Genomic DNA, 1,516 nt, shown 5'->3' with positions numbered 1-1,516 from the left:
TCGCGGTTGCAGTTTGACCAATTGCAACAGCACCCGCGGAATTAGCCAACGCATTCGAACCTTGCGCGATCGAATTGCCCCCAGTTGCCTGCGCGCCACTTCCTATTGCAATATCGTTGTTTAACGTCGGATCAGACGACGATCCAGCCGTTGATGCAGCGCCGATCGCCACTGAATTAGCGCCATACGCGTCAGTAATCTGCGTATGCTTTCCATCTCCGCCTCCGACCGCAACGGCGCCATTTCCAAAGGTCCGAGCATCGTTCCCCAAGGCGGACGACCCGATGCCTTTGGCCCAAGCTCCGGAACCCAAGGCCGTCGCACTATCAGCACTCGCACTAGCTTGATGACCAATAGCCACCGCAGAAGGTGCCGTTCCGACACCATTCATTCCTTGCGTGGTAGCCAAATTGCCAATGGCAATACTATAGTCTTCCGCGGCGGTAGCACTATCCCCAAATGCAACGCTACGAACTCCCATCACGCTGGCATGGTTGCCGATCGCCACCGCGCCGAGCGACTTCGCGTTCGCACCGTCGCCGACGGCCACGGAGCTCGCGCCTGCCGCCGTTGCGTTAGTGCCCGCTGCCAGCGCGTTGATGCCGGTGGCGCCGTCATTGTTGTAGTTACCCTGTTGCGTGCCGTTGTCGTTCACGCTGTAGTAATGCGTCTTCGCTGCATTAATCGCGGTCGACGTCGAAGTCGACAACGAGCCGATGCTCGACGAGGTCGATGTAGACAAGGACGTGATCGAGCTCGTCGCGCTCGACAGACCTGTTGAAGTTGAAGTCGACAGCGATGCGACATTACTGTCTGTGGTCGACAGGCTGGTCGACAGCGAGTTGATACCAGTCGATGTCGAAGTGGACAGCGACGAGATCGAGCTCACCGCACTCGACAAGCCAGTCGATGTGGACGTCGACAAACTGTTGATCGCTGTATTCGTCGCGTACAGCTGCGAACCGTTGATCGCATCCGTGCTCGTCGCTGTTACCCGACCCGCCGCCACGTTCGTGATCTGGCGCTCCGCACCGGGTGCACCCACGCTCACCACGCTCGACGGCGTCGCGCCCGCGTAGCTGTACGTCGTACCACCAACCGTCCCGGTCGCCGTCGGATTCGCTGCCGCTGTCACCGAGTTCGAACCCAGCGCAACATCGTTCGCGTTATTCGCCACTGCGCTCGAACCAAGTGCGATCGACCCTGCACCGTTTGCAGACGACGTGTTGCCGAGCGCCACGGCACCTTGGCCGGTAGCAATGTTCGCGTTACCCAACGACACCGCACCCTGACCATTCGCCGTATTGTTTGCACCCAACGCCACTGCGCCCGTCCCAGTTGCCGTGTTCGGGTCACCAATCGCGACTGCGCCGTTACCGCTCGCCGTGTTACCCACGCCAATTGAGACGGCTTGTCCACCAGTTGCCACGGCATTCTGGCCGATCGCCACAGCACCGTTAGAACTCGCGTTCGCACCATCGCCGACCGCCACCGAGCTTGCACCTGCCGCGGTGGC

At 60.5% G+C, this 1,516-nt stretch carries 2 pseudogenes; both read right to left on the bottom strand.

Annotated elements, in window-relative coordinates:
* Window positions 1-742, bottom strand: a pseudogene (locus tag RZR99_RS32785) (YadA-like family protein); the annotation flags it as partial.
* Window positions 743-949: 207 nt separating this feature from the next.
* Window positions 950-1,492: pseudogene (locus RZR99_RS32780) on the bottom strand (hypothetical protein); the annotation flags it as partial.
* Window positions 1,493-1,516: the final 24 nt, after the last annotated feature.

Source organism: Burkholderia alba (assembly GCF_034721475.1).
In the GTDB taxonomy this organism is placed as follows: Bacteria; Pseudomonadota; Gammaproteobacteria; order Burkholderiales; family Burkholderiaceae; genus Burkholderia; species Burkholderia alba.
The sequence above is the reverse complement of the archived record's forward strand: the minus strand, read 5'-3'. Positions and strand labels throughout refer to the sequence as shown.